Origin of the sequence: Komagataeibacter oboediens (genome assembly GCF_018491655.1) — a bacterium.
Taxonomy (GTDB): domain Bacteria; phylum Pseudomonadota; class Alphaproteobacteria; order Acetobacterales; family Acetobacteraceae; genus Komagataeibacter; species Komagataeibacter oboediens.
Map to the genome: position 1 here is coordinate 1 of NZ_JABLUU010000022.1, position 26,173 is coordinate 26,173.

Consider the following 26,173-nt stretch of genomic DNA (forward strand, 5'->3'; position numbering starts at 1 on the left):
AATCATAATCCCTTGGTCGGCGGTTCAAATCCGTCCACCGCTACCATCACGTTAGGGTTTATCCTCAAGGGCTTAGACAACTTTTCTACGGCTTGGCCGGTATCGTTGTTAGTCATTTTTTTTCCCCTGTTTAGAAATGTTAGTCACTCCCCTCTTTTCCTGCCGCTGCTCCAGGGCGCGATTGGAGAGCTTGGCGATGGCATTCACCGCGCGGGTTTTCTGCTCGGCATGACGCACATATACGCTCACGGATGCGGCCGTAGTGTGTCCTGTGATCGCCATGATTTCCCGTTCCGTGCATCCCATTTCCGCCAACCACGACGCTGCCGTTGCGCGCAGACCGTGCCACACGATTCCATTCAATCCCGCGGAGCGGATTGCTTTACTGACAGCGGATTGGAACTGCCCTAGTTCCCATGGCCTGCCTGTTGATGACGTCAGAATGGTATCTGCTGTCCGGAGCGTCATTTCCCTTTCCAGGACGTCCTTCAGTTCGGGATGGCAAGGTATCCATACCTTTGCGCCCGTCTTCTCCTGCACGACCTCGATCACGTCCCCATCAAAGGCGCTCCAGGTCATGGCAATCTGGTCGATCCCGCGCTGTCCCGTACCCAGTGCAAGCAGAAGGGGCAGTCGAAACTGCGGCTTTTCCCGCAGGAAGGTCTGAATTTCATCACGCGTCCATGCCCGATAGCCCGGACCGGTCTTGAGCCGTTTGGGACGAAGGGCCGGGTTATCAGAACGCATGCCGATTTCGATGGCGTAGCTCATCAGGATCGAGAGCATCGATACCGTCTTGTTGGCACGACGTGGGCTGGGAATCGGATCATCCCCTTCCGTCCGACCTGGACGGAACGCGTAGCGATCCCGGACCAGCCTGACGGCTGCCCTATCCAGATCAGATACCAGCGCCATACCGAAATCGTCCTCCAGCGGCTGGAGAAACTTTTCATAGTCCTTCCGCGTGCTCGGCTTGAGCTGCGTCCATTCCGGTGTACCCCGATAACGGGCAATCAGTTCAGCCAGGCTACCGGGAATAATGCCCGGCCGAGGCCTTTCGCTTTGCTCAAAACGGTTATGGATTTCCTGGTAGGATTTCAGAAATTCGGGGCTGCCTATCTCGCCCGCTATTCGCAGGCGAACACCATGCCGACGGTAATAAGCGTATTTTTTGCGACGGGCCTGATAGGTATTAACGTAAGGTAGAACGACGTTGGCCACTGATCTTCCCTGCCGCTGCAGCCGCAGCAGCCCATGAATTTGTTGTCTGCTTCTTTTCAGGCTGAGCTGAGACAGTCCGCCCCTTGATCCGGTCCATCCAGGCATCCAGTTCTTCAATGAACCAGACGACCCGGCGGCCAGAGATATGATGGGGCTTGGGCGCATTGCCTTCGGCCACCTCTCGCCGCAGCGTTGTGACGCTGATGCCGCCGGCATACGCGGCCGCCAGTTCCTCGCTCATGGCACGCGGCCAATATGGCAGGCGCGATGCGTCCTTCATCTCGTATCGTCCTTCCGTTTATCAGAAGCCCAAGCCTGCGTACCACGCGCGCGGATCAGCTTGCGTCCGTTCTCGGTGACGAGGCTGCCTCGGAACACAATGCGACACGGGCCGTCATCTTCCCGAGTGATGCCCACATATTCACCCCGCCCATTGCCGTGGATTTCGATGCTGTAGATCTCTTTGCCAAATTCGAGGCCCTGCAGGAGTGGATGATCTGAGATATCGCTCATGCCGTCACCTGCCCGCGCGCTGCACCAGATGGCACGATATAACCGTGCTGGCCCTGACCGGCGGATATCGCCAGTTTGCCTTCTCTGACCAGAATGTTCAGCATGCGGGTGACATGGCTCTGCCGTTTCAGGCCGGGCATGAAGCGCCGCACCGTCGTGGCGGGGATGGCATTGGCTCCGGTGTACCTGACCGCGTCACGGTGGGCGCCAAGCACCTTGTCCTTCATGGTGGGCTGCCTGTTTTTCATGGCAAGGCCTCCACCACGATCAGGACAAGGCTGCCCCAGATGAAGCAACAGGCCAGCACGCAGGCCGCGATTTCCCGCATGGTCGGCAGGTTCTCGCAGATGCGATCGATCTGGTGATCGGGGATCTGGATCACGACTGCACCCTCCTGGCCTGGGCATGACGGAAGGTGACGGCTTCGATCTCGGGGCCTTCGGCCATGAAGCGGCCCATGACCAGCCGCTCCAGATCCTCCATCCGGGCATCGGCCACGCGGGCAGCAAAGCGGGCGGCGTGCAGGCTGCCCTGTGCGCGGTAGCCCGCTACAGCCATGAAGTTGGTGCGGAACTGGTGGTGCATGTTGATGGCGGCTTCCTGCTCTTTGACGGGCAGCAGGCCGACCAGATCGCCCGGCGGAATGGGTGTGAAGTCCTGTTTCATGCCGTGCGCTCCGCATTCTTCGCCATGTGACGGGACGCGTGCTGATGGGCGATGCGGTTCAGTTCCGCTTCTTCGGCATCGATGTGCCGGGTCAGGTCGCACATTGCGGCACGCAGGGCGCGGCGTTCGGACATGAGCAGGGCGATGCCGGCACCCTGCCGCGGCAAGGCGGCCAGCATGGCGCTTTCGGCCATCTGGCGGCGGACAATGATGTCCTGCAGGGCATCAGGGGCACTCGATGGCGGGCCTCTCCTGGTGGGAATGATCGTGATTTGTGACATGAAAACTCTCCATTACTGGACGCGCGTCAACAGGCCCGGCGATGCGGGGGAGCGCGGAAAGCTTGAAAATTGGAACGTCAGGTCTCAAATGCGGGAACGGCTGTTGTCAGCCATTCCCGCACTCTCCATCATCGGGTTATCCAGACTCGATGAGGGAACTGATGGCAAAAGAAGACGCACCGCCTCCACCACCACCGCCGCCTCCACCCCCTCCCCCGCCGCCAAGTCGGCATGATAAAGGGAGCGGAAGCCCGCTAAAGGCTACTTGATCCAGAACACCAGCGCAGCGAACAGGCCCAGCCAGGTCAACCCCATTACCGGAATAAGCAGGAACCATATCCATGCCTTGCGCACGATGGAGAAAGTCCGTTTCAGAGTCTGTTCGTTGCGCTCCACTTCGCCAATATAGCGATTGGCAATACCTTCCAGCGTGGTGCGCTCCGTTGGTTGCGGCCAGTCCTGCATCAGCCATTCTGGATGAATACCTGTGACCGACCACTTCTTGGGCTGAAAGACCTGATACAAGTAATAGCCTGAAACCACGCTTGGGCAGACAACCCCCAGAGATCCAGCAGCCCAAAGCCATGTAGGGTGCGACCCCAGCATACCGGCAACTGCCAGCAGGTCTGCGCAGACCCAGCCGATCAGCGATGTGGCCCGACCTTCGTGATACGCCATTGTGGCGGCCTGTGATGCCAGCAGCTTTTCCGCCTGGGCCACGGCTTCCCGCGCGCGCCACAGGGCATAATCCTCGCCCTGTGCGCCGTAAGGCGTGGGCTGATCGGCTTGCTTGGACATGCGGCCCTCCCTGTCTGGGTGCGATCATAGCAGTATTGGTGTGGTGCGGCATTGGTCTATGCCTACGCCTTGCCCTTCGCCATTTCGGTGGCGACGATCAGAGACTGGATATCGAGCCACAGATCATTGGCATTTTTCATGTCCGAAACCCTGATCTGGTCGCCCATGAATGAGCGGGACAGTGCGCGGATCAGTCTGGTCACGGCGGCGCGACGGTTCAGGTCCAGTACCGGGACAACCTCCCCCTCAAGGGCGGTTGTCTCGTTACGCACGTCTGCAAGGCGAGATTCCGCACGCGCCTCGATGCAATCGGAAAAGTCGATGCCGGCTTCGGCGTAATCGCGCATATGGATGGTCGCGGCGGCAATGGTCTGCCGTGGCGGATCGATGCGCGTGATGCGCGAAATCTCGGTGGGGTTGGTGGACATGAAAAACCTCCATCACGGGGTGTGATGGGAAGACTGTGGGTTATTCCCACATGTTATGTCAAGAAATATGTGGGCTAATCCCACAAATCTAATTTTTAACCATCATGCTGGGTGGGGATCTGTTGCATCTTGCTTGGGTTGATCTGTAGCGACGGCGCAAGGAATGTTTCTGGGCGCAGGTCCCATAATATACCCCACAGGGGGCCTGCCCACTGTATGGCGTCGGCTGGCTTCTGGGCATCTTCATCATGGGCTATAAGATGGCCTGACACTTCTATCGAATCGCCGGTATTCAATGATGACAGGAGTGGTTTCCACCGAGAATCGACAGGTATCTTCGGTATCACAATGCTTATTTTTGGATCACATGGGATATGCGCATTGATATATCCGTAGTTTTGATCGCCCTCTCCATTGTCTTCAACAGAGCTGTCGACCTTATCCACTATGACATCCAGACTCCTGACCCGCCCCCCAACCGTATATCTGTAGATGGCATCGTTCCGGGACGAGAAAGCCCGGTCAAGGGCGGCTTTGTCTGCGTTAACCAAGGCTTCATGCCTAACGCTATTGCTATCATTCGCACTTACATCAGATTGGTATTTATCCATAAGGGCACTACTGTCCTCCTTGGACGATCTATATATTTTGCAAATGTCCTGCGCTTCCTGGGCATTGCATACACTTATGAAAGAAAAAAACGCAGGAAGCAGACATAAAGCCAAGTTATGCTTCATGGCTAACTGTCCCGCTTGCTGCGCTTTAGCATCAAATGCAGATAGGCTTCTGCCTCATCTTCTGGAAGATTGCGGTACGCGAAAAGAAGTAGAGCCTCCTTTTCGTTGGTAGCCTCGGCCGGACGCGGATCGCCGGTGCCGTTTGCCAACCAATCAAGGGAAACCCCGAAAAAAGTCGATGCGGCCATCAATGTCTGTCGCCCTGGCATATCGCCTCCCGTCTCGATTTTCGTGAGGTGAGACCTCGATATCCCGAACTCTACAGCCAAAGCGGCTTGCGTCATACCTTTTTGTTCTCTAAGTGTTCTTATGCGATGTCCTGGTGTATCTTTCGTCATGGATTCATCTTGTGGGATATCCCCAACATATGGGCGGGTTTTTCCCACATTTTAGCTTGACTTGAATTGTGGGATTGTCCCACATGTTCCCATGAACACCCGCGAGATCATCCGCCGTGCAGGCGGCCCGCTGAAAGTCGGCAAGGCGATCAACCGTCACCACGCCACCGTTATCGGCTGGCGCAGGGTGCCGGCGGAACACGCCCGCACCGTCGCCCGCATGGCCGGCCTCACCCCACATGATCTCCGCCCCGACGTCTTTGGCCCCGAAACAACGCAAGAACGAGGTGCGGCATGAGCGCACAAACGCTTTTCCGTTTCTTGGTAGCCGTTGGGCATGCTCCATCATTTGGTGAGGCGCGCCGTCTGGTCCGTGCCGGCCGCGTGCTAGTTAATCGCCAGCGCGCGACCGATGAAGGGCAGGCTATTACGGTATCTGACTTGGTAACTGTGCCTGCCTCCACGGGAGGCACCCATTTTTCTGCCGATTATATCAATCGGATACAGGGCGAGATCATGCAGATGATTTCGGGTGATTGTGCATCACGCCATCGGCAATCCGTTCCAGCACGCGCGCGCTTCCGGGCAATGCATTTTTGGGCAGTTTGTCTGCTGTTGTCTGGAGGTGCTGCGCTACTGCTGCATGCGATGGGCCGCCGTTCTTCGCGTAAAAGTCGATGAGGCTTGTAATGGCGAGTTCCAATCCAACCAGCGTTCCGGCCAGTGCCGTTGCATCCGGCGTTGCGGCTGCTTTCGCCTCTGAAGGCATTCCCGAATCCTCCATGTTTGTGTGTGGTAACCGCATGGTGGTCCGCACGGGTCGGCCTGGCAATGGGCTGACCCGTAAGGGCGGATATTTCCCGCGTGCCGGTCACGGCAGGTATTCATCGGTGAATACCTGATGGCCGCGTGGGTTGATTGGGACGCGGCGCGGGCCGAACTGGAACCGCTGCTGGCGCAGGGGTTGCAGCATGCCGAAATTGCCGGACGGCTGGGGCCGACGCTTTCCACGGTGAAGTTCCGGGTGTGCTGGCTTGGTCTGTCGCGCCCGCGTCAGTGCAAGGGGTCGACATTGTTGTCGAACCACGACCAGTTGAACCGCACGGCCTCGATGCGCGGTGGCGCGTATGAGCGCAAGCCGGGGGCTGACCGCAATGAGCGCGTGGAGCGCCACTGCCTTCGCTGCGGCACGCATTTTGTGGCCAAGACGCGCTTCCTGCGCCGTTGCCCGCCATGCCGGGCGCTGTCTGACTGATGTCTCGTTTTTGCCATTTCCATTCCGGGTGGGCAGGCCACCAGCTTTCCATGCGTGTCCAGCGCGCTGGTGCCCTGCCCTTTCCGGCCCTGTTTGATACCCGAGGGAAACGCCCCCGTGACATCCATGAAGATGTCAGGGAGGGCGTCCGAGGTGTCGGGTATTTTGCCGTTTTTGTCCGAGCACGCGGGTATTTTGGCCGATTTGTCCGAGCGCTCGGACGTTTTGCCCATTTCACCCGCGCGCGCGGGTGCATCCAGTCCGGATCGGGAGGCCAGGCATAAGATGTGCGCCGATGCGCTGCGCGATGAATTCCAGAATCTAGTCAGTGCCGAGGTCAGCGCGCGGCGCGACCGTGTGGGGCTGGCCGGTGCGTTTGCCGAAGTGGCGCGTGCGCTGGGCTTTACCGTGCGCCGCGTGCGCGCCTGCTGGCACCATGAGGTGCGCAGCGTAACGCTGGCCGAATGGCAGGCCGTGCGCGCGCTGGGTGCGGCCCGGTTGGCGCAGGAGGAAAGCCGCCTGCGGCATGAAGACGCACTGATCCGCCAGCGTCTGGAAAATATCCGGCAGCGGCAGGCCGCACTGCGGGACCTGCTGTGACCCATGCCTTTTATATCTGGATCGGGGCATCCGTTTTTGGCGTTCCCGTGTGCCTGGCGCTGGTCATGCGCCGTGGGCGCGCGTGGTTCGTCCTACAGTTTTTCCGGCTGATGCTTGGCGCGCTTGATGCGTGGGCATTGCGGGAATCCGCCATTCTGGAACGCAGGACCGAACGGCTTGAGCGCGTGGCAACGCTCAAGGTCCGGCTGCGCCAGAACCTGTTTCACTGATGGGCCGCAGCACCGCGTGCGCCGCCCTGGCAGGAGAATACCATGCCAGCCATATCGATTGACTGGGACCGACTGGACCCCATGCTGCGCCAGATGGCGGGCATGGGTGTGTCGGTTTCTACCATGGCCCGCAGGCTGGGCGTTTCGTCGCGCGCTGTACGTTCGCGCATGCAGCTGCTGGGGCTGAATAATCAGGCCAGCATGGCCCTGACATCATCGGGGCGTACCTATGTCGGGCGCGCGCGTTTCACGCTGCCCCGCTTTGGCGGGAGGCGTCTGTCATGACCGGCGTAATGCTGACTGCTACCGAAATGTATGCCGTGCTGAACAGCCGCGTGCGCGAGGCCGGGGGCGTGGCGAAACTGGCCACGAAAACCGGCCTGAACCTGCGCACGCTGGCCAATGCGGTGAACGGGCACAAGGGTCTGGGCACATCCGTGCCGCTGGCGCTGGGTTACCGCCCGGTCACGGTTACGATGTACCAGCCGTTTTTCATGCCGCCTGCGCCCACGGATGAAGAGTTATGAACGGCCCTGCCCCCCTGTTTGGCTCGGCCCTGCGCGAGCGGCCCACGAATGTCCCGGCCGAGTACGCGCTGCTGGGCGCGATCCTGACCAATAACAAGGCTTTTGCACGGGTCGAGGAAATCCTTGAGCCCGAACATTTCTATATCCCGCTGCACGGCGCGATTTTCTCCGCCATGCGCACGCTGATCTGGGCGGGCAACGTGGCCGATCCGATCACGCTGCGGCCCAAGTTCGAGAATGACCCACTACTGCCAACCGGCGTGAGTGCCGGGCAGGTGTTTGCAACACTGCTGGGCAACATGGTGGGCATTCACAACGCGGCAGACTATGGCCGCGCCATCCGCAGCGCGTGGTTCCGGCGCACGCTGTTTGATGTGTGTTCGGAAACCGCCGATCTGTGCTGCATGCCCGGTGAGCAGCCCGACAGCGCCATTATGGAAGTGCTGGAAAGCCGAATCACGCGCATTGCCGCGGGCAGTGTGGAGATCCAGCCCACGGTGCAGATTGGTGAGGCGATTGGCGAGGCCATTGCCAACGCCCGCGCCGCTGCCGAACGCGGCGACGGATTGGCGGGCATTACGTGGGGTTACAAGGCGCTGGACCGCATGACCGGCGGCCTGCATGCAGGTGACCTGACAATCCTGGGCGCGCGTCCGGCCATGGGCAAGACGGCGCTGGGGCTGGGCATTGCCGTGCGATCGGCTGCGGCGGGCAGTTCCGTGCTGTTCTGGTCGGGTGAGATGCGCGCGGCCCAGCTGGGCGCGCGTGCTGGTGCGGCATGGGCCGGTCTGTCCACGCTGTCAGTCTTTACCGGGCGACGGTATGACATCCCGCCGCATGTCGATACGTCGCAGTGTGAACCGCTGGCCGATTACCAGTGGCGTGAACTGGAGGAAGGCGAGCATGCCGCCGCCAGCCTGCCGCTGCGCATCGATCATCGCTCGGGCATTACGGTTGCCGAACTGCGCACACAGGCCCGCGCCCTGAAACGCTCCAAACAGGGGCTGGACCTGATCGTGGTCGATTATGTCGGACTGTTGGGGGTATCGAGTGATTCGCGGTCGTTCAACCTGACGCACCGCATGACCGAGATCAGCAAGGACCTGAAAAACCTTGCCGGTGAACTGGAAATCCCGGTGCTGGCGCTGGCACAGCTTTCCCGTGAAAGCGCCAAGCGTGAGGACAAGCGGCCGGAACTGACCGACCTGCGCGACAGTGGGTCGCTGGAACAGGATGCGGCCACCGTGCTGTTCCTGCACCGCGACCATTATTACCTGAACAAGCAGCTGGGTGATGGCAACATCCCCCGCAATGACCGCGAGACGGATGAGGCGTACAGCAACCGCTGCGCCAGCCTGATCCAGCGCACGCGTGACAGCAAGGGCAAGGCGACCGTCTACATCGCCAAGAACCGGCACGGCGCGACCGGCGGCTGCGCGCTCCAGTTCCAGGACATGACGACGTGGTTCCGTGATGTGGATGAAAGCGAAAATGGCCCGGCGTGGACTGTTGCAGGACAGGAGTTCTGAACATGCGCCGTCCTGTCCGTCTCTCCGTGCCTGAACTGCTCCGTTCCCTGCTGCTGGGCGCGATCTGCGCCCTGGCCGCCTGCTTTCTGGCCGGCCCGCACGGGAGCGCCATTGTGTCGCTCCTGATCATGTTCGGCCTGATGGCAGCCTGGGCATTGCTGTCCATCCTGATCCTTATCGACCGCTGGGAAGGATAACCCACCCATGAAATCGCCGCGTCAACGCCAGCGCCCCGGAAAGCATGCCCGCGTGCTGATGACAGACCGCCGCTGGCGGCTGCTTGGCCTGTCAGCCCGTGCCATGTGGCTGGAGCTGACCGACGCGGCCGATCTCATGCCCGAACTGCGCGCTCCCGTGCATACGGCGCCCGACCTGGAACAATTCACCCGACTGGTGGCGGCCAATGCTGCCGAGGTCACCACCGCAATCGAGCAGCTGGTGCAGCTCGACATTCTGGAAGCGTTCCGGAATGGCTACCGCCTGAAAGCATACTGACATGGCCCGCGTGACAACCGAACAGAAAATGCTCCAGATGGCGACGCACAACATTCGCCTGCGTGCGTTGGGCCATGCCGCCATCGGGATCTGGGTGCAGCTCATTTCCTACATCATCGAATACGGAACCGACGGCGTGATGGTGCCCGGCAACGGTAATGCCCCCACGCTGGAGGAAATTGCGACGGTCGGGTTGCGCATGGATGTAACCGAACTGGTAACCCATCTGGAAACCTATGCCGAAACCCAGCTGATAACCCACGACAGCACGGCGGGCACGCTTGGGTTGCCCGGCGCGCTCATGCCGTCACGCAAGGCGCTGGCGGCGCGCGAGAACGGGAAAAAGGGCGGAAGGCCGCCAAAGCATCACAATCCAAAGCCGCAGGACGATCCGCGCCAGCGCACCGCCATCATGGGCATTGCAGGAGGAAAAGACATGGCCGACGAAACCCAACGCGAAACCCACGACCCTAAGCTTAGCTTAGAGGTTAATAATAACCTTAAAGCTAAGCCTGCGGCACAGGACGTGGATGCGGTGTTCAAGGCTTTGGGGCGCAAGGCTTGGGAAGCGGCCGGTTTCGATCCTGCACGCGACAGGGGAAACTGGGGACAGGTTCGCCAGTGGGTGGCCGATGCACTGGCCGAGGGCCTGAGTGCGGCCGAGACTGAGCGGATGGTGATGAACGTGGTGGAAACCGTGACCGACCGGCAGCGGCAGAAAGGGCAGTCCATCAAGCACCTGGGCTATTTCAACGGCGCGATCGAGCAGGCCATCAAGACACGCGACATCCCTGCCCTGGTCTGCACCACGGAAGCCGAGTTCGCGGCGGACGCGGCCTATCAGGAAGCGCATCGCCAGTGGGTGCTTGATGCTGCAAACGGCAGCGATGCACCACAGCCGCGCCGGGAAGACTTCATTGCCCGCGCACGGGTGGCAGCATGAAGCGCACCCTCACCATTCCCGAAGGCCTGGCGGTAGCCGATGTGGTTGGCGAACGCCTGTTCGAGGCTGGTTGCACACTGTCTGCCTTGCCTGCCCACGGTCTGAAACCCGGCGGCGTACGTGTGGCATGGCCCGAAATGCTGGAAGATGCGGATCTGGACTGGATCAACGCCTGCCCTGCCGAGGATCTCCGACCACCGCGCCCCGGCTCGGCCGCGATCACGCGCATGGATGAAGCGCTATCATGGATCGGGCTGATCGGTGATGACCGGATGAACTGGCGCAAGGTAGTATGCCTGCGCCTGATCGTGCATCCGATCTCACATCGATATCGCTTTAGCTGGCGGGAAATCGCCAATCGTGTCGGCACCAGTCATACATCTGCCAAGTCCTGGCACCAACTGGCGATAGCGGACATCGCCAGAAAAATTGCGCCAGATGCATTTTCTGCTTTCCAAACTTTCCATTTTGCCGCATAGCGATTGTTATGTTGAGGAGGCGTGCATCCTTCGGGATTCACGCCGTTTTTCGTTGTAGGCACTCCCCATGCGATGGCGGTGATGGAGGTGGTCATGTAACCCGATCCGATCCCCCGCACCGGACCTTCCAGCCCTCCCCGACCATGGCGGGAAATGCCTTGGGTCCTTCCTGGGAGGGTCCGGTGCCACGAGCTGTTCGCACCCTGTCAGGTCTCTGACTTTTATAAATTTTACAAAGGCTTGGTGTTTCCATTGGTGTTGTTGTCAGACAATGAGGCAGCGCTGAATGGTCAGGTCACCGCCATTCGTCCAACCGTCAACAAACGTGAACTGGCCAACCGGCTGCGGATATCGCTGCCGACCCTGACCAGCTGGCTGGATCGCTGGCCAGAATTTCCCATAGTCGAGCGCGGCCGCAACGGTGTTAGCTGGACCTTTCATCTGGATGAGGTTCTGGCCTTCCTCACGGCCCGGCGGGAGGAAGAAGCTGCAAAAGAGGCGGATCGTGACGCGGAGCTGATGAAGCTTCAGCTCACGCTGTGGCCAGAGCCAGTCGCGCAGCCAGCCTCCCCGCGTATCCCGGTCAAGGAACAGCTTGACCTGGCGCGCCTGCAGGACCTGCAGATAAAGCAGGCCGAGCGTGCGGGAAAGCTGGTCAATGCCGAGGAAGTGCAGGACCTGTTCACGTCCGTATTCGGGCGCCTCGGTCGGGACATCAATGTATTCATCCGCCAGCTGGGCCGCGAACAGTCATGGCCAGATATCATGATCCGGCAGGCTGAAAGCAAGCTGGCGGATATGCAGCGCACCGCTGTCCAGAAGGTGCTGGATGACATGAAGATAGGTGAGGACGATGACGGTCTCCAGCCCGACGCCCTTGTCTAAGGTCAGGTTTGCTGACCCACGTGCGGTCATCTCGAACGCCATCAAGGCCTTCCTGCCGCCAGAACAGATAGACGTTGCCGATTATGCCGCGCTTCATCGCTACCTCGATAACCGTGGCGGCGGTTACGTCGGACGATGGAGCCATGATGAGGCGCCTTATCTGGTCGGGCCAATGCGGGCGCTCAGCAGCCGCAATCATCTGACCACTGCCGTTGTTGGTCCGGCGCGAAGCGGCAAGACCGCAATCGGCCAGAACTGGATGTGCCAGTCCATCGATGCGGACCCGGCGGACATGCTGGTTTACAGTGCGACTGACGCCATGATCGAGGAGTATGTGAAAGCGGAAATCAATCCGCTGATCGACAGCCACAAGCGCCTGAAAGACAAACAGGGGAAGTTGCCGCGCGACAACTCCATGCATTTCAAGAAATTCACCGGCATGTGGGTGCAGTTTCTGGCGGCCAGCTATAGAAACCTCATTCAGAAGTCTGCGCCACGCATCATTATTACTGAACTGGACGCTTGCGACGGCAATGCCTATGAACTGGCCAGCGTGCGCCGCCAGTCATTCATGTATGAATCCATGGTGCTGGCCGAAAGCCATCCGGACATGGCCGCCGGCGCCAACCCGGATAAATGGACAGCCGGGGTCATGTCCCTCTATCGGGACAGTGACCGCCATATCTGGTACTGGCCGTGCCCGAACTGTAACGCCTACTCATCGCCCAACCCGATGGGCCAACGTGTCATGACGCTGGACTGGCCAGCAGATACCCCGCTTGATGAGATCAAGGAAGCCGCGCGTCTTGTCTGTCCATGCTGCGGATCCCTGATCGAGGATAAATGGCGTCGTGCCATGAACCGCGACGGTGTCTGGGTAGGTGCCGGCCAGACCATCAGCAAATCGGGCGACATATCCGGCGAACTGGTGGCAAAGGAGATCGCGGGGTTCTGGATCACCGGCGCCATGTCCCCCTTCGTGATCGGGGGCATCGGCTCCCTCGCCTATGAGATGGAAAAGGCGCGCCGCGCCGTCGAGAATGGCGAGGAAGAAGCTGTCCAGAAACTCAAGGACGTAACCGTCAAACGCTGGGGCCTCCCCTTTGAGCCACCCAAATCCGTTGGCAGTATCGACGCCAACGTCATAGCCGATCGTGCCGAACAGAGCCTGACGCTGGGCACGGTGCCCCCGGACGTCCGCTTCCTGACAGGGTCAGTCGACGTGCAGGCCCGTCACTTCGAAGGCTTCGTGCGCGGCTGGGGCAAGGATGGCGAAAGCTGGGTCATCGACTATTTCAAGATGCCGGCAGACCCCGCAACCAGCCCGGATGACTGGGATGCGCTGCTGGTCAGGCTCTACGCGCATGTCTACCCGCTGGCGGATAATCCCCGCAAAGGCATGAAAATCCTTGCCGCAGGCTATGACAGTGGCGGCCAGGATGGCGTGACCCTGCAGGCCTATGACGCATGGCGCCGCGCCCGCAAGCGGGGCCATGTGCGGTTTCTGGGCAAGGTGGACGGCCGCGATGCATGGACCCTGCTGCCCCTCAAGGGGGCCAGCGGCATCAATGCGCCATCGCTGCTGGTCACCTATCCGGAAACGCAGCGAAAAGACCGGTTTGCCGCTGCACGGGGCGACGTGCCGCTTGGCATCTTCAACCCCAACACGGCCAAGGATGTGGTCGCGCTCCAGTTGCAGAAAGCCGAAACCGGCCCGCTTTACGTCCACTTCCCCGCCGCCCTGCGCGCCGGGGAAGCGCCGCATCCGTTCTTCGACCAGCTGGTGGCGGAGAACCGGCTGGCCAATGGCCGGTGGGAAAAACCGACATCCAGCACCCGTAATGAGGCACTGGACCTCATGGTCATGACCAATGTGATGGCCAACCTGCACGGCCTGCGCCGCCTCGACTGGACATCTCCCCCGTCATGGGCAGCGCCCCATGACAGCAATGTCCTGGTGGTGGATATGCCCACCCCCGTCCAGCAGCTTGCCGAAAGCCTCAAGTCTGTCACGCAGGCCGTCACGCCAGCACCTGCGCCACCACCACAACCGGCCGAGAGCATGGCCGAACGCATGAAGCGCCTCGCCCAGCAGTTCGGGTCAGGCAAGTTCTGACCCAAGGAGACCGATATGCCCCCTGACTTCCTCAAGCTGGGCATCTCGGTTGATGCGGCGGACGTACAGAAGAAGCTGGCAAAACTGTCGGAAGGCGGCATCAGATCCGCCACCGCCAATGCCATGAACAAGCTGGCCAACGGCGCGCGCTGGCAGATTGTCGATCGGATGAAGGAAGTCTTCGACAATCCCAGCCGCTTTACCCTAGGCGGCTTCTACGTCAAGAAAGCAACCCCGACAGACCTGTCGGCGTGGGTCGGCACCATCGACTTCGCACCCAAGGGCAATCCCGCGATCCGGTATCTCGGCCCCCAGATATGGGGCGGCCCGCGTGACATGAAGCGCTCGGAAAAAGCGCTGTCCTCCATTTCGGGCGGCCAGTTCTGGGTGCCCGGCCCCGGCGCCCCGCTCGATGCCTACGGCAACATCCAGCGCGGCGAACTGGTCCGCATCATCTCGCGGCTCGGGCTCATGCAGGACGCCGCCGCCAACATGACCGACCGCACTGCCCGGCGTCTCCAGCGCCAGAACAAAACCGCGCGCGGGCAGCGGTCAGAATACTTCGTGGGCCATGCCAAGGGTTCCGGCAGCAACCGCCGCGCCACCGGCATCTTCAAGCTGGTCGGACCGGGAAAAGTCGTGCCCATCCTGTGGTTCGTGCCCAAGCGCCCGACCTACCGCGTGCGCCTGCCCGTCAATGAAATTGTCGAAAACACGGTATCCGCCCGTATGGAGCGCGCGGTGACCAATGCCATCAACGCGGAAGTCAAACGGGAAATGTCCTGACCCCGGCCCTTCCGCCAGCAGGAAGCCACGCCATGATGAACCGCTTCAACCCGTGGGGCGTGCCCCCGATCCAGTACAACCCGAACACCTCCACGCTTGCGGGCATGACCACGGCGCAGCTACAGGCGGCGCTTGCATCCGCACAGGCTGCCCTGGTCCAGCTCCAGACCGGGGGCAAGGTCGTCTCGGTCAGCTATACGCAGGGCGATGGTTCCCGCTCGGTGTCCTACACGCAGGCCAGCCTCCCCAACCTGACCCAGTTCATCATGCAGTTGCAGCAGCAGCTGGGCGTCCCCGGCGTCCGGCGCCGTGCATTAAGGCCGATATTCTGATGACCAGACTGACAGACGCCTTCGCCGCCCTGTCCGGTCCGCGCGCGCCGTCTGTCCCTGCCAGCCCGCGCCAGACCGCACGCCCGGCCGCACCGGCGCCGCCGCGCATAACGCCGGGGCAGAAGGCACCGCCCGCCGGTCCGAACAGGCCGACTGCGCTCAACGCTCCCTACGGTGTGCCCTACGATGCGGCGGACATGTGGGGCCAGCACACCCGTGCATGGGTGCCCCCACTATGGTCAGCCGATACGGAGCTGAACCCGTGGCGTGACCGGATCGTCAGCCGCGTACGCGACCTGGTCCGCAATGACGGATGGGCAGCGGGCGCCGTCACCCGCACACTGGACAACGCCATCGGGGTCAATTTCCACCCCATCTCCAAACCGGATTACCGCGCCCTGGCCCACATCACCGGCAACCCGGCATTCGACGCCAAATGGGCGCGCGAGTTCGGGCGCGCGGTCGATGCGCGCTGGCGCATCTGGGCCAACGACCCCGGGCGCTATAACGACAGCCAGCGCATGCTCACCTTCGGCCAGCAGGCCAACCTGTCCTTCCGTCACCTTCTGGTGGATGGCGATGCGCTGACCACCCTGCCATGGATGCCCGAACGCGTGTCCCGTGGCCGCGCCCAGTACGCCACTACCGTGCAGGTCATCGATCCAGACCGCCTGTCCAACCCGCAGATGTTCATGGACATGAGCCGCATGCGCGGCGGCGTGGAACTGGACTATGCGGAAGCGCCGATCGCCTACCACATCCGCCGCGCCCATCAGGGCGATTGGTACAACGCGGCAAAGTCAGTGGAGTGGGAACGCATCGAGCGCGAAAGCTCATGGGGGCGTCCCCAGGTGGTCCACATGTTCGAACATCACCGCGCCGACCAGCACCGTGGCGGTGCCGGCATGCTCGCTCCTGTCGTGCAGCGTCTCAAGATGCTGACCAAATACGACAGTACCGAACTGGACAGCGCCATCGTTAATGCGATTTTCGCTGCCTACATCGAAAGTCCATACGACCACCAGATGACGGCGGAAGCGCTGGATTCCCCAACCGGGGGTGGTTTCGACAACGGACGATGGGCCGGGCAGCTGGCATGGAACGCGGGCCGCGACCTGTCGTTGCAGGGCGCACGGATCCCGATGCTCTACCCGGGCGAGAAGATCAACGCGGTTACGGCCGCGCGCCCCAACAGCAACTATGCCGATTTTCAGGCCGCCGTGCTGAACAACGTCGCCAGCGGCATGGGGCTTGCCCCCATGCAGGTCAGCAATGACTGGTCAAAGGTCAATTACAGTTCTGCCCGAGGCGCCCTGCTGGAGGCATGGAAAACACTGAAGCGGCGGCGGGAGGAGTTCGCCATCGGCTGGGCCGATCCCATCCGTATCGCGTGGATGGAAGAAGCGATGGAGGTCGATGGCCTGCCGCTCCCCCGTGGCGCACCCGACTACATCGATGCCCGTGGCGCCTATGCCCGCTGCCAGTGGATGGGACCGGGGCGCGGCTGGATCGATCCCGTGTCGGAAAAACAGGGCTCCATCCTCGCCATGGATGGCGGTCTGTCCACGCTGGAAAAGGAATGTGCCGAAAACGAAGGCGCGGACTGGGAGGAAAACGTCCACCAGCGTGCCCTTGAGATTGAAACATTCAAGGAACTGGGCATCCCGCTGCCGGAATGGACCGGCACGGAAACCACGGAAAATACACAGCGCAAGCCGGAGGCCGAATGAGGCACCTTACACTCACCCAGAACCTGCTGGGCCGCCCACTGGCCCTCTCGGGCGAGCGTGTGGCCGTCATCCGCCAGCTGCTCGCGCAGGGCGCGGATGACATCGGCCTGTTTGGCCGCACCCTCAACGCCGGGTTCTGGCAGGACGATACGGACAGCCGCCCCGTCTCCCAGCTGTCGGACATCGTGGCGGGCGTGGGAATCATCCGTGTATCGGGCGTACTGATGCCCGGCTGCGGCGGCTCGCCCTGGTGGGACTGGGTCACCCTTTATGGCGACATCGATGCCGCCATGCGTGAAGCCGTAGGCAATGAGGATGTGAAGGCCATCGCCCTTCACATCGACAGCCCCGGCGGCACGGTGGCGGGATGTTTCGACACGGCGGACCGCATCTACGCCGCGCGCGGCACAAAGCCGATCGTGGCCATCGTAGATGAAGCCGCCTATTCCGCCGCCTACGCCATCGCCTCGGCCGCTGATCGCATCATCGTGCCGCGTACGGGCGGCGTGGGATCAATCGGCGTGGTCGGCATGCATGTCGATATCACCGGCATGCTCGACCAGGCCGGCATCAAGGTCACCACCTTCCAGTTCGGTGACCAGAAAACGGACAGCTACCCCACGACGCCCATGACCGATGGCGCTGCCAGCCGCTTCCAGGCGGACATTGATGAGATGGGCGAACTGTTCGTCGCCACCGTGGCGCGCAATCGCGGCCTCTCGTCCGACGCCGTGCGCGCCACACAGGCCGCAACCTTTCTTGGCCAGCACGGCGTTGCCGCCGGTCTGGCCGATGCCGTCATGCCTGCCGATAACGCGATGATGGATGTCATCGCCTCGCTGGGCTGACGGCCCGCACCATTCCTGACAGGGACAGTACAAGCATGAGCAACACGCTACGCGCAGGCGTCAGCCGTTTCGCATTCCTCAATCGCAGCGCCGCCGAGGATGATGATACGAATACCACGCCCGACAACGGCGGCGGTGATGATGACACCGACGAAAACGGCAAGAAAAAGGGCAAGAAAGCCGACGGCAAGGACGAAGACCCCTGCTGCGATGACGGCGATGACACATCGGACGCCGAAGATGACGCCGATGCCGAAAAAGCATCCGCCCGCGCCCGTGAACGTGGCCGCTGCGCCGCGATTTTCAGCAGCAAATTCGCGGCGAACAATCCCGCCGCCGCTGCGGAAATCGCCTTTGGTACCAGCATGCCCCGCAGCGCCGCCGTCCGCCTGCTCTCCACCATGGGGGCAGTAACCCCGCCTGCCGCCAAAACCGCCAGCCAGTCCCCCGCGCGTGAAGGCCTGCGCGAACGCATGGGCCGCGAACCCGGTGCACCGCCGCTACCCGCCGGTGGCAATGATGCCGCACAGCAGCCCGGCGCGCGCCTCGCCGCCATCGCCAACGCGCGCAAGACCCGCAAGCGCTGAACACAGGAAGCCATTCCATGACCTACGGTTTTATGCCGGGCATGCAGTCGGTGACGTTCGTCCCCGATCAGCTTGTCGCCGGCAATCTCAAGATCGTCACCCAGCCGGTCACGATCGGCGCCAGCCAGACCCTGATCCGGGGCGCCGTGCTGGGCAAGGTGACGGCGACGGGCGAGTACATCCTGTCTGTCGCCACCGCGACCGACGGGTCCGAAACCCCCTGCGCCATCCTGATCGACAATGTCACCACGGCAGCAGGCGCAACAGCCACAGGCGATGCCTACGTCATGGGCGAGTTCAACACGAACTACATGACCTATGACGCCAGCTGGACGGTCGCCACGCTGACCGAGGCCATGCGCCCGTTCGGCATCTACCTCAAGACGTCGGTCTCCGGCGCTCCCCCCACCTCGTAAAATCGGGATAACACTTCATGTCCGGAACTTCTTCCGCCGAGGCCGGCACGCAGGCATCGCTTGCCGCCATGCTATCGATGTATGACACGGCGCAGCTGATCGGCACGGTCGAAAACCTGATGGTGGCCGACACCTTCCTGCTCGACAATTTCTTCCCGAACATCGTTGTCAGCGAAACCGAAAAGGTCGCGCTGGACATCGATATCGGTGTCCGCCGCATGTCCCCCTTCACCGCGCCCACGGCCGAAGCTAAACCGGTCGAGGGACGGCGCATCACCACGAACATGTTCACCCCGGCCTATATCAAGGACCTGCGTAACCCTGATCTGCTGCGTCCCGTACGCCGCCAGTATGGTGAACGTCTCATGGGCGGCATGACCCCTGCCGAGCGGCTGGAGTTCAATCTCGCCTATGAGATCGCGGACCAGGTCGACATGATCAAGCGGCGCATGGAATGGATGGCGGCACAGGCGCTGGTCAACGGTTCCTATACCGTCGAGGGGGAAGGTTTCCCCGCAGTCGAGGTTGATTTCGGGCGCGACAGCGCACTGACCTTCGCCCTGTCAGGTGCTGCGCAATGGGGCCAGACCGGCGTATCTCCATCCGCCTCGATCGATGGATGGGCGTCCGCCTTCATGCAGAAAAGCGGGGCCACCCCGCGTGACCTCATTTTCACGACCAGCCCGTGGAATGCGTTCAAGGCAGATGTGGACGTGCTCAACTCCGTGCTGTGGGATCCCCGCGCAGGTGGCGCTGAAATCCAGCTTGGCTCCCAGATCGAGACCGGCGCCGTGTTCAAGGGTCACTGGGGCCAGTACCGTCTCTGGCTGTTCAATGACTGGTTCGTCGATCCCGCCACTGGCATCGAACAGCCCATGATCCCGGACGGCACCGTCCTCATGACATCGCCGCAGCTGGACGGCACGCAGGTCTTCGGCCTGATCGTCGACCCCGAGTTCAGCTACATGCCGATGCCCTACGCCCCCAAGATGTGGATCGAGAAGAACCCGGCACAGGTCAACCTGCTCATGCAGTCCGCCCCGCTGGTCATCCCGTCGCGGGCAAATGCCGTGCTGAGTGCAACCGTCATGGCCGCCGGTTCCGACGTGCCCGGCCCCGCTATCTGAAGGTAGACAATGACCGACAAGACAACCCCCGCAATCACGCGGGAAATCATCCTGCGCCGTCCCGTCTATACCCAGCCGGGACGGCGTCCCTCGCCTGCGGGCACCACCATCACCGTTGCAGCGGCGGAAGCCGCGATGCTGGTCAGCCGTGGTTTCGCGGTCTATCCCGGCACCCCGGCAGCGGCGCACATCGCAACCATCTCGCCCAATGGCCCGGGCGAACCGCCCCCCGAACAGGTGGCTGCATCCATGCCACCGGCCCCCGCACCGGTGAAAGAAAAGCCGACCGCGTGAGTATAGATTTCGGCCAGCTTGTCCTGGGGCCGTGTCTCGACACGTTCGGTGCGCCCTATGCATGGCAGTCCGGGACGCTAGCCGATCCCGTAACCATCACCGCCATATTCGATAATGGTTACGAGGCGCTCGACCCCATGGGCACCATCCCAGGCATGGCGCCCACGGACATAACGACCAGCCTGCCTCGTCTCGGGGTCCGGCTGTCGGACTTCCCCGTGCCGCCTGTGCAGGGCGACACCTTCGTCATCAATGGGCTGACATACGCCATCCGTGAGGTCCAGCCGGACAGTCACGGTGGCGCACGGCTCGACCTTAATTTGGTGAACAGCAGCTCATGACCCTCTACCGCGCGGAACTGAAACAGGCCGCCGCTGCGGCGCTGGCCAATATCGATGGCGTGAAAAACGTCTTCATCGACCGCAGCCTGCCCATGACAGCGGGCATGCTACCCGCCATCATCATATCCTGCCCGCGTGACAACGGGGTCAGCGCCGGGCGCGCCCAGCCGCAGTTCACGCGCGTGTCGCACCTGTACGTGCATGCCCGGCTCTGCCACACCTCGCCCGAAAATGCCGAAGCGGAAGTCGAGGCCTTCGCGGAACAGATCGAACTGGCCATCATGCTTGATGTCGGCCTTCAGGCCATGCTCACGCAGGTCACGGAAATCGACACGGAAGTCGAGATCAACAGCAAGACCGCCGAGCATACCGGCGAAGTCAGCATGCATTTCGGCCTCGAATACATCGAGACCTATCCGCCCCCCGGCACCCCGCTTACCGAAATCACCGGCACCATGACCGCGAACGGCAACACCGATTTCGCCGGCATGCAGGTCCCCCTCACCTAAGACTGAGGTCTCCCAATGTTCGTAAAACCCGCCCCGGGCCGCGCAGTGCGCTGGCCCGGCACGATGCGCCTGCTCAAGGCGCAGGGTGAAACCGTGCCCGAAACGGGCTTCTGGCTGCTGTGCCTGCACAACGGTGACGTGGTGAAGGCCACGCCGCCCGGTGCATCGGCCGCACCTGTTTCGCCCTCTCCTTCGCCCGCGCACCTGTCTGGTGGCACGGCGGCCACCCCTGAACCTGCCGAGGCCCACGCATGAGCGGCTCCATCACGGTGCCGGGCTACCCGACCAATAACCGGGTGCCCGGCTTTTATTTTGCCCTGGACAATTCCAAGGCAAATACCGCGTCCTATGGCCGACGTGTCCTGATAATCGCACAGACCACGACCGGCGCGGCCCTTGCGGGCACCTCGCGCCTGTCCGCGGGCATCAGTGATGCGCAGGGTCTGTATGGTGTCGGGTCTCAGGCCGCAATCATGGTGGCGCAGTATTTCGCCCTCGATCCGCTGGGCGAGGTCTGGGTGCTGCCGCTGGCCGATGATGCCGCGTCCGTTGCGGCCAAGGGCTCATTCGCCATCGCAGGCCCGGCATCCGCGTCCGGCACGCTGTGCCTGTATGTGGGCGACCAGCTGATCCCCACGCTGGTCACGGCGGGCGACACGGCTGCAACCATCGCCGAGAACGTCATCACAGCTGCTGCCGCCGTCACCGGACTGCCCGTCTCGCTGGCGGTGGACGCTACCACGGCGGGGCAGATCAACGTCACGGCCCTGAACAAGGGACTGTGCGGCAATGACATCCTGCTGGGTGTTGACCTGCTGGGCACCGCTGGCGGACAGTCCCTGCCCACGGGCGTCTCGGTCACCCTGACCCAGATGTCGGGCGGCACGCAGAACCCCACCACGCTGGCCACAGCACTGGCCACGCTGGGTGACCGTGTGTACGACCTGTTCATCCATCCCTACACCGACACGGCCAGCCTGACAGAGTTCAAGAACCTGTTCAACAACACCGATGGCCGGTGGGCACCGACAAACCAGCTGTATGGCCACGGCATCACGGCCTACCGGGGCACGTATGGGGAAGCCACCACGTTCGGCCTGACCCAGAATGACCCGCACACCACGGTCATGCCGGTGTCCGACAGCCCGTCCAGCCCCATGGTCTGGGCAGCACAGGTCGGGGCGCTGGTCGCAGCCAGCATCCGCGTCAATCCCGCCATTCCTGTCACCGGCGTTGCCCTGACGGTCATGCCGCCCACGGATGCCGGCCGCTTCACGCTGGCGCAGCGCAACAGCCTGCTGCATGACGGCATCTCCACCTTCACGGTGGACGACAGCGGCACGGTCAACATCGAGCGCCTGGTCACGACCTATCAGGAAAACGCCGAAGGCGTGCCCGATGACAGCTATCTCGACATCGAGACGCTGATGACCGCCATGATCTGCCTGCAGGACATGCGGATCTATCTGGCCTCCATGTTCGGCGGTTACATCCTTGTCGCCGACGGCACGAAGATCTCCGCAGGGGCCAAGGCCACCACGGCCCAGCTGATCGGAAAAGCCTGTGCCGCCCGCTACAACTGGCAGTGTTCGCAGCTGTGGGCGCAGAACGCCGCCACATTCGCCGCCAACCTGCAGGCGCAGAATCAGGGTGGCGGGCAGGTCTTCCTGCTCATGCCCTATGACTTCGCCAATCAGCTGTGGGTCATCGCTGGAAACTGCCAGTTCGTGAAATCGTAAGGAGCCGCCATGTCCGGAACCGTCTATCGCGGGCCGCTTGGCGGCACCGCGACCCTCACCGTCAACGGCATCGTGTTCAACGTCGTGGGCGAAGGCCAGTGGCAGGCCGCAGGCAATGTCAATGAGACCGCCAAGGGCCAGTCCGCCGTCGAGGGTTTCACCCAGATGCCCGGTCAGGGCTTCATTCAGGCCACCTGCCGTGACCGGCGCGACTTCGCCGTCAGCAGCCTGCAGGGCGCATCCGGCCTGACCGTCGTGCTGGTGCAGGCCAACGGCAAGGTCATCACCGCCGTGGATGGCTGGCAGACCGAAAACCTGAACATCAACACGCAGGAAGGCACCTTCGAACTGCATGTCGAAAGTGACACCGTGACCGAGGATACCGTCTCGTGAGCCATCATCGCCAGACCCAGCCCACGGATGAGGAAGTGCTTGCCGTCGTGATCCCGGCTGATGCCGAGGTGGAACAGGAAGATGATGGGGACAACACCCTCGTCATCGACCTGAACCCGCCGCTTGAGGTGAAAAAGGCCGGCACGTTCGATGAACTGCGCCTGCATGAACCCAACGTGTACCATGTCCTGTGCGCGGCGCAGGCGATGGGGCGGCAGATCACGCCGGAATCGGTCTACAATTCCCAGATCGGTCTGGTGGCGCGCATCTCCGGCGTGCCGGAACGGGCCATCATCGAACTGCGCAGCACCATCCTCGACCGTGCCGTCGTGTTCGTCACGGGGTTCGAGGAGGACGCGCGGCGCAAGCCCGATGAAGAACCGGACACCTCTCCGTCCTTCTCTTTAATTTTCTCCGATCCGATCGAGGCCACCGGTCGCACATTCAGCGATATGGCGCTGCGTGAGCCGACGGTGCGCGAACGCCGGATCATGAAGGCGGCGGAAGCCAGGGGCACGCCGGAAGCCTTCCTGCAGGCGGAAATCTCGCTGGTGGAGACGGTCAGCGGATGGCCAAAGGCCGCCGTGCTCAAGATGCCGATCAGCAAGTTTGCGAAAGCGGCGGACTACCTGACCGGTTTTTTTCTTTCTGGCCCGGCAACTGGCAACGGCTAGGCGCGGATCTGTGCCGGTTTTTCACCGGCTGGTCGCGCCATGACGTGGAAACACTGACCGGCACGGAAATGGTCGACGCGATCGAGACAGCCAACCAGATCGCGGCAGAACAGAAGCGGGAGGCCGAACGTGCCCAACGCAGGCGTTAAAGTCGTTATCTCGGCATCTGACCGCGCCAGTCAGACCATTGAGCGGATCAATACCCGCATCGCGCGCATGCAGGCCCCCGTCCGCCGCGTACAGGCGGCTTTCGGTCGTTTTGCCAGCCTGTCGGGCCTTTCCCGACTGAATAACGGCATTGTTGCCATAGGCCGGTCTGCGGTAGGGGCATTCCAGTCACTGGGCCAGATCGTGCCAGTGCTTGGCACGCTGACCGGTGCCGCCAGCGTGGCAGGCGTATACCGTCTTGCCAGCGCCTGGGCACAGGTCGGCACAGACCTGCGCACTACTTCCCGCACCATGGGCATGGCGCCGCAGAAACTGCAGGCCATGCAGAACGCAGCGAAGCTGGCCGGTGGCTCGGCTGAATCCATGACCGGCGCGCTCCAGCAGCTGTCACAGATGCGCTGGGCAGCAACACACAATCAGGATCCTGCTGCCGCTGCCCAGTTCCGGGCCGTCGGTGTATCCATGGAGGAACTGCAGAAACTCAGCCCGGACAAACTGTTCCAGCGCGTTGCAGCCCGCCTGCGCGATATCCGTGACCCGGCAGCGCAGGCAGTCGCCGCTACGACGCTATTCGGGGGAGCGGCGCAAGGGCTGATGCCAATCTTCCAGCAGACCGGGCGTGAATTCGAAAATAACCTCAAGCTGGCTGAACGATACGGCCTGTTCAATCAGAAAGGTGTGGATGCCGCAGACCGGCTTCGTAAGGCACAGCAGAAACTGGAACTGGCCGTCAGAGGGTTCGGCAATAGTCTGGCCGAGTCACTAGAGCCTGCCATCCGTCCCATTATTGAAGGCATGGCAGAGTGGATTGCAGCCAACCGGAAATGGATCGCGCAGGATATCACCGGCTACGTGCGCCAGTTTGTCACATGGCTTCGTGCTGGCGGCTGGAATCAGATCAGAGGCGACATCACGGGTGTCTATCAGGCCATCACCAGCGTTGTGGACAGCCTTGGGGGATGGAAGAAAACCGGCCGTGATGCCCTGATCGCCATCGGCGCGCTCTATGCCATGCCGGTCCTGTCCGGACTGGCATCGATCGCAACGGCGGCCGTCACCATTGGCACGTCGCTTGCGGCCATCAGCCTGCCGGTGGCGGCCGCGATCGCCGCCGTCGGTGCACTAGGGGCCGCCGGATATGGGCTGTGGTCCCACTGGGACGGCATCAGCAAGCGATTTTCCGGCATGTGGAACAGCCTCAGGGGGGCGTTCCAGAACAATACCGGCTATCTGCGTACCATCACGGAAATCCTGTTTCCCATACCTGCCGCGATCATCAACCATTGGGACGGGCTGGGTAAGTTCTTCGCGACCCTATGGGGAGGGATCAAGGCCGCTTTTTCGTCCGCATGGGGGTTCATTTCCCCGATCGTGGACAAGATGACCGCCGCGATCGACTACGTGGAAAACAGCTGGGTCGGCAAGAAGCTGTCCGCCATGGCCGGTGCGGCCGAAAGCGGCGTGTCGTCCGGTGTCAGCGCCCTGGGGCGATATGCCCGGAAGGGACTGGACTGGTACGCCGATTATGCCGACCGCATGACCGGCTACAGGCGTCCACAACTGGCGGCCCCGGTGCAGGCAGCGGGTGCCGATGCCGCGCAGCGATACGGTCTGGATCAGGCGCATTACCTCGCCCTGCTCCGGGCTGAGCACGGCGGATACAACAATGTATCGGGCGCAGGGGCATTTGGTCCCGCCCAGCTCATGCCGGCAACGGCACGATCGCTGGGCGTGGCGGATTCGGTCAACGCCCCCGGTTACGACTGGCGCAGGAACCTCGATGCCGGCGCGCGCTATTACCGTCAGCTGCTGGATCAGGCCCATGGCGATTACGCCGTGGCGGATGCCTCCTACAATGCCGGTCCCAACAGCGCCGCCGTGCGGCAGTTTGCGCAGACACATGACCTGTCCGCCCTGCCGAAAGAGACGCGGGATTATGTCGTCTCCATCGCGGGCATGCGCCGCGATATGGCTGCGCCACCCATGACCGTGCCACCCGGCACGGCTGCCGGCGGAACAGCCACACCGACCAGTACTGACGGCACAGACCATACCATGACGGTCAAGGTGGAAACGGCACCCGGAACCCGCGCGCGTGTAACCAACGCCTCCCCCGGCACCCGTGTCGTCAACCGCACCCCTGTCCAGCAGGCCATGCAGCCCGCCCTTACATCCGTAGGAAACTGAC

The 26,173-nt window shown here is 62.2% G+C and carries 41 protein-coding genes and 1 pseudogene; 30 read left to right on the plus strand and 12 right to left on the minus strand.

Annotation, left to right across the window (positions count from 1 at the left end; translation table 11 throughout):
• Positions 1-108: 108 nt before the first annotated feature.
• The 7 genes from HNO79_RS14740 to HNO79_RS14770 are packed head-to-tail and all read right to left on the minus strand — an operon-like array spanning position 109 to position 2,681.
• On the minus strand, positions 109-1,221 hold the full coding sequence (locus HNO79_RS14740) for a tyrosine-type recombinase/integrase (protein ID WP_214164741.1): 1,113 nt from the start codon (positions 1,219-1,221) through the stop codon (positions 109-111).
• Complete coding sequence (locus tag HNO79_RS14745) at positions 1,193-1,462, minus strand: helix-turn-helix transcriptional regulator (protein WP_244987560.1); 270 nt, start codon at positions 1,460-1,462, stop codon at positions 1,193-1,195. The genes HNO79_RS14740 and HNO79_RS14745 overlap by 29 nt, the downstream gene beginning before the upstream one ends.
• Positions 1,463-1,497: 35 nt before the next feature.
• Positions 1,498-1,734, minus strand: a complete 237-nt coding sequence (locus tag HNO79_RS14750; RefSeq protein ID WP_214164743.1) for a hypothetical protein — start codon at positions 1,732-1,734, stop codon at positions 1,498-1,500.
• Complete coding sequence (locus tag HNO79_RS14755; protein WP_214164744.1) at positions 1,731-1,982, minus strand: hypothetical protein; 252 nt, start codon at positions 1,980-1,982, stop codon at positions 1,731-1,733. Before HNO79_RS14755 ends, HNO79_RS14750 begins: the two co-directional genes overlap by 4 nt.
• Positions 1,979-2,116 carry a hypothetical protein gene (locus HNO79_RS14760; protein WP_214164745.1) on the minus strand — a complete coding sequence of 46 codons (138 nt, stop codon included), beginning with the start codon at positions 2,114-2,116 and terminating at the stop codon, positions 1,979-1,981. Before HNO79_RS14760 ends, HNO79_RS14755 begins: the two co-directional genes overlap by 4 nt.
• Positions 2,113-2,400, minus strand: a complete 288-nt coding sequence (locus HNO79_RS14765; protein ID WP_214164746.1) for a hypothetical protein — start codon at positions 2,398-2,400, stop codon at positions 2,113-2,115. Before HNO79_RS14765 ends, HNO79_RS14760 begins: the two co-directional genes overlap by 4 nt.
• Positions 2,397-2,681: a hypothetical protein gene (locus HNO79_RS14770; RefSeq protein ID WP_214164747.1), complete on the minus strand. Its 285-nt coding sequence runs from the start codon at positions 2,679-2,681 to the stop codon at positions 2,397-2,399. Before HNO79_RS14770 ends, HNO79_RS14765 begins: the two co-directional genes overlap by 4 nt.
• A 103-nt stretch (positions 2,682-2,784) precedes the next feature.
• On the opposite strand from HNO79_RS14770, the gene HNO79_RS17430 reads away from it, so the two are divergent.
• Positions 2,785-2,916 (plus strand): hypothetical protein, encoded by a 132-nt coding sequence (locus HNO79_RS17430; protein ID WP_275954927.1) that lies wholly within the window; start codon positions 2,785-2,787, stop codon positions 2,914-2,916.
• Between the two features lie 26 nt (positions 2,917-2,942).
• Here HNO79_RS17430 and HNO79_RS14775 read toward each other — a convergent pair whose 3' ends face one another.
• From HNO79_RS14775 to HNO79_RS14790, 4 genes are all read right to left on the minus strand, one after another.
• Positions 2,943-3,479: a hypothetical protein gene (locus HNO79_RS14775; RefSeq protein WP_214164748.1), complete on the minus strand. Its 537-nt coding sequence runs from the start codon at positions 3,477-3,479 to the stop codon at positions 2,943-2,945.
• 62 nt (positions 3,480-3,541) lie between these two features.
• Positions 3,542-3,907 carry a hypothetical protein gene (locus tag HNO79_RS14780; protein WP_214164749.1) on the minus strand — a complete coding sequence of 122 codons (366 nt, stop codon included), beginning with the start codon at positions 3,905-3,907 and terminating at the stop codon, positions 3,542-3,544.
• A 95-nt stretch (positions 3,908-4,002) separates the two neighbouring features.
• Positions 4,003-4,644 carry a hypothetical protein gene (locus HNO79_RS14785; RefSeq protein WP_214164750.1) on the minus strand — a complete coding sequence of 214 codons (642 nt, stop codon included), beginning with the start codon at positions 4,642-4,644 and terminating at the stop codon, positions 4,003-4,005.
• A 2-nt stretch (positions 4,645-4,646) separates the two neighbouring features.
• Positions 4,647-4,982: a helix-turn-helix domain-containing protein gene (locus tag HNO79_RS14790; RefSeq protein ID WP_214164751.1), complete on the minus strand. Its 336-nt coding sequence runs from the start codon at positions 4,980-4,982 to the stop codon at positions 4,647-4,649.
• A 91-nt stretch (positions 4,983-5,073) separates the two neighbouring features.
• Between HNO79_RS14790 and HNO79_RS14795 the strand changes: the two genes are divergently transcribed.
• Both HNO79_RS14795 and HNO79_RS17535 read left to right on the plus strand, forming a co-directional pair.
• Entirely contained in the window at positions 5,074-5,280 is a 207-nt protein-coding gene (locus tag HNO79_RS14795) for a helix-turn-helix domain-containing protein (RefSeq protein WP_214164752.1), read from the plus strand.
• Positions 5,277-5,417, plus strand: a pseudogene (locus HNO79_RS17535) (S4 domain-containing protein); the annotation flags it as partial. The gene HNO79_RS14795 and the pseudogene HNO79_RS17535, both read left to right, overlap by 4 nt.
• Positions 5,418-5,496: 79 nt before the next feature.
• Here HNO79_RS17535 and HNO79_RS17300 read toward each other — a convergent pair.
• Positions 5,497-5,751: a hypothetical protein gene (locus tag HNO79_RS17300; protein WP_244987561.1), complete on the minus strand. Its 255-nt coding sequence runs from the start codon at positions 5,749-5,751 to the stop codon at positions 5,497-5,499.
• Positions 5,752-5,883: 132 nt separating this feature from the next.
• Between HNO79_RS17300 and HNO79_RS14805 the strand changes: the two genes are divergently transcribed.
• The 27 genes from HNO79_RS14805 to HNO79_RS14935 all read left to right on the plus strand — a co-directional run bounded on the left by HNO79_RS14805 (position 5,884) and on the right by HNO79_RS14935 (position 26,172).
• A complete protein-coding gene (locus tag HNO79_RS14805) occupies positions 5,884-6,237 on the plus strand; it encodes a hypothetical protein (protein ID WP_214164754.1) in 354 nt (117 codons plus the stop codon).
• Between the two features lie 285 nt (positions 6,238-6,522).
• Complete coding sequence (locus HNO79_RS14810) at positions 6,523-6,837, plus strand: hypothetical protein (protein WP_214164755.1); 315 nt, start codon at positions 6,523-6,525, stop codon at positions 6,835-6,837.
• Entirely contained in the window at positions 6,834-7,067 is a 234-nt protein-coding gene (locus HNO79_RS14815; RefSeq protein WP_214164756.1) for a hypothetical protein, read from the plus strand. The genes HNO79_RS14810 and HNO79_RS14815 overlap by 4 nt, the downstream gene beginning before the upstream one ends.
• Before the next feature lie 42 nt (positions 7,068-7,109).
• Entirely contained in the window at positions 7,110-7,352 is a 243-nt protein-coding gene (locus HNO79_RS14820; protein WP_244987562.1) for a hypothetical protein, read from the plus strand.
• Positions 7,349-7,594: a hypothetical protein gene (locus HNO79_RS14825; RefSeq protein WP_214164757.1), complete on the plus strand. Its 246-nt coding sequence runs from the start codon at positions 7,349-7,351 to the stop codon at positions 7,592-7,594. The genes HNO79_RS14820 and HNO79_RS14825 overlap by 4 nt, the downstream gene beginning before the upstream one ends.
• The gene (locus tag HNO79_RS14830; protein WP_214164758.1) at positions 7,591-9,123 is read left to right on the plus strand and encodes a replicative DNA helicase; all 1,533 of its coding nucleotides are present in this window, start codon (positions 7,591-7,593) and stop codon (positions 9,121-9,123) included. Before HNO79_RS14825 ends, HNO79_RS14830 begins: the two co-directional genes overlap by 4 nt.
• Positions 9,124-9,125: 2 nt before the next feature.
• A complete protein-coding gene (locus HNO79_RS14835; RefSeq protein WP_244987563.1) occupies positions 9,126-9,320 on the plus strand; it encodes a hypothetical protein in 195 nt (64 codons plus the stop codon).
• A 7-nt stretch (positions 9,321-9,327) separates the two neighbouring features.
• Entirely contained in the window at positions 9,328-9,618 is a 291-nt protein-coding gene (locus HNO79_RS14840) for a hypothetical protein (protein ID WP_214164760.1), read from the plus strand.
• Between the two features lies 1 nt (position 9,619).
• The gene (locus HNO79_RS14845) at positions 9,620-10,561 is read left to right on the plus strand and encodes a hypothetical protein (RefSeq protein WP_214164761.1); all 942 of its coding nucleotides are present in this window, start codon (positions 9,620-9,622) and stop codon (positions 10,559-10,561) included.
• Complete coding sequence (locus HNO79_RS14850; RefSeq protein ID WP_214164762.1) at positions 10,558-11,040, plus strand: DUF6362 family protein; 483 nt, start codon at positions 10,558-10,560, stop codon at positions 11,038-11,040. Before HNO79_RS14845 ends, HNO79_RS14850 begins: the two co-directional genes overlap by 4 nt.
• A 258-nt stretch (positions 11,041-11,298) precedes the next feature.
• Positions 11,299-11,925: a DNA packaging protein gene (locus HNO79_RS14855; protein WP_244987564.1), complete on the plus strand. Its 627-nt coding sequence runs from the start codon at positions 11,299-11,301 to the stop codon at positions 11,923-11,925.
• Positions 11,894-14,041, plus strand: a complete 2,148-nt coding sequence (locus HNO79_RS14860; RefSeq protein WP_214164763.1) for a terminase gpA endonuclease subunit — start codon at positions 11,894-11,896, stop codon at positions 14,039-14,041. The genes HNO79_RS14855 and HNO79_RS14860 overlap by 32 nt, the downstream gene beginning before the upstream one ends.
• A 15-nt stretch (positions 14,042-14,056) precedes the next feature.
• A complete protein-coding gene (locus HNO79_RS14865) occupies positions 14,057-14,827 on the plus strand; it encodes a hypothetical protein (protein WP_214164764.1) in 771 nt (256 codons plus the stop codon).
• A gap of 32 nt (positions 14,828-14,859) precedes the next feature.
• Positions 14,860-15,159: a gpW family protein gene (gpW, locus tag HNO79_RS14870; protein WP_234448424.1), complete on the plus strand. Its 300-nt coding sequence runs from the start codon at positions 14,860-14,862 to the stop codon at positions 15,157-15,159.
• Positions 15,159-16,889 (plus strand): phage portal protein, encoded by a 1,731-nt coding sequence (locus HNO79_RS14875; protein WP_214164765.1) that lies wholly within the window; start codon positions 15,159-15,161, stop codon positions 16,887-16,889. Before gpW ends, HNO79_RS14875 begins: the two co-directional genes overlap by 1 nt.
• On the plus strand, positions 16,886-17,737 hold the full coding sequence (locus HNO79_RS14880) for a S49 family peptidase (RefSeq protein WP_214164766.1): 852 nt from the start codon (positions 16,886-16,888) through the stop codon (positions 17,735-17,737). The genes HNO79_RS14875 and HNO79_RS14880 overlap by 4 nt, the downstream gene beginning before the upstream one ends.
• Positions 17,738-17,772: 35 nt before the next feature.
• Positions 17,773-18,324 (plus strand): hypothetical protein, encoded by a 552-nt coding sequence (locus tag HNO79_RS14885; protein ID WP_214164767.1) that lies wholly within the window; start codon positions 17,773-17,775, stop codon positions 18,322-18,324.
• 17 nt (positions 18,325-18,341) lie between these two features.
• The gene (locus HNO79_RS14890; protein ID WP_214164768.1) at positions 18,342-18,740 is read left to right on the plus strand and encodes a head decoration protein; all 399 of its coding nucleotides are present in this window, start codon (positions 18,342-18,344) and stop codon (positions 18,738-18,740) included.
• A gap of 17 nt (positions 18,741-18,757) precedes the next feature.
• Positions 18,758-19,867, plus strand: a complete 1,110-nt coding sequence (locus HNO79_RS14895) for a major capsid protein (protein ID WP_214164769.1) — start codon at positions 18,758-18,760, stop codon at positions 19,865-19,867.
• A 9-nt stretch (positions 19,868-19,876) separates the two neighbouring features.
• On the plus strand, positions 19,877-20,161 hold the full coding sequence (locus HNO79_RS14900; protein ID WP_214164770.1) for a hypothetical protein: 285 nt from the start codon (positions 19,877-19,879) through the stop codon (positions 20,159-20,161).
• Positions 20,158-20,502 (plus strand): head-tail joining protein, encoded by a 345-nt coding sequence (locus HNO79_RS14905; protein ID WP_214164771.1) that lies wholly within the window; start codon positions 20,158-20,160, stop codon positions 20,500-20,502. Before HNO79_RS14900 ends, HNO79_RS14905 begins: the two co-directional genes overlap by 4 nt.
• Positions 20,499-21,011, plus strand: coding sequence for a hypothetical protein (locus tag HNO79_RS14910; protein WP_214164772.1), 513 nt, complete (start codon positions 20,499-20,501; stop codon positions 21,009-21,011). The genes HNO79_RS14905 and HNO79_RS14910 overlap by 4 nt, the downstream gene beginning before the upstream one ends.
• Before the next feature lie 15 nt (positions 21,012-21,026).
• Entirely contained in the window at positions 21,027-21,266 is a 240-nt protein-coding gene (locus HNO79_RS14915) for a DUF2635 domain-containing protein (RefSeq protein ID WP_214164773.1), read from the plus strand.
• Positions 21,263-22,750, plus strand: a complete 1,488-nt coding sequence (locus HNO79_RS14920) for a phage tail sheath subtilisin-like domain-containing protein (protein WP_214164774.1) — start codon at positions 21,263-21,265, stop codon at positions 22,748-22,750. Before HNO79_RS14915 ends, HNO79_RS14920 begins: the two co-directional genes overlap by 4 nt.
• Before the next feature lie 9 nt (positions 22,751-22,759).
• Positions 22,760-23,143 carry a phage tail tube protein gene (locus tag HNO79_RS14925; protein ID WP_200410761.1) on the plus strand — a complete coding sequence of 128 codons (384 nt, stop codon included), beginning with the start codon at positions 22,760-22,762 and terminating at the stop codon, positions 23,141-23,143.
• Entirely contained in the window at positions 23,140-23,817 is a 678-nt protein-coding gene (locus HNO79_RS14930) for a phage tail assembly protein (protein ID WP_214164775.1), read from the plus strand. The genes HNO79_RS14925 and HNO79_RS14930 overlap by 4 nt, the downstream gene beginning before the upstream one ends.
• A gap of 129 nt (positions 23,818-23,946) precedes the next feature.
• The gene (locus tag HNO79_RS14935; protein WP_214164776.1) at positions 23,947-26,172 is read left to right on the plus strand and encodes a transglycosylase SLT domain-containing protein; all 2,226 of its coding nucleotides are present in this window, start codon (positions 23,947-23,949) and stop codon (positions 26,170-26,172) included.
• Position 26,173: the final 1 nt, after the last annotated feature.